This is a genomic window from Bartonella sp. AA86SXKL (assembly GCF_042196885.1).
The window spans coordinates 1-563 of record NZ_JBHIRE010000560.1 but is presented as its reverse complement, the minus strand read 5'-3'; the positions used below and the strand labels follow the sequence as shown (position 1 = coordinate 563).

1 pseudogene is annotated in these 563 nt (G+C 39.6%); it reads right to left on the bottom strand.

What is annotated here, in order from left to right:
* Positions 1-563, bottom strand: a pseudogene (locus tag ACFIO5_RS13275) (AsmA family protein); the annotation flags it as partial.

Below are 563 nucleotides of genomic sequence, written 5' to 3'. Positions count from 1 at the left end.
TCTGACCAACTGATGTTATTTGAATATTGCTTTGAAGTGCTCCACCAAAAACGTTAGCATGTCCAAGATCAAAAATGCCATGCCCATTTTTTATTTGTATGGCAGCAGCTAAATCAGTCAATACAACATTTCCCACTTTTGCTTGTGGTGCAGAAAGCCGTACATCTACCCCAATACGATCTGCCATATCAAGGAATTGATTCTTCTCTTTAACTGAAGAAAACACTGACCTTAAAAGGTCAAAATCTAGATTATCAAATGCTAAAGATCCAATTATAATTGGTACATAGTCCTGAAAATCAACTTCTAAAGCTCCACGTGCATTTGCTGTACCCATCGTAAATGCAACATTATCCATTTGGATATGCATTGGCTGTGCTACAAAGCGAGACTCCCATACAATAGGTTCTTTTAATTGATGCCCCCAAAATTGATTGTCTCCAATCCAGGCCAATGTCTGATTCCAACCCGGAGAACGCATCGATACTTTTCCGTCAAAAACATAGTATTCAGAGAACCGTGCCTGCCCTATAAAGGTTATACCACCGCGCACAGAATTGAGA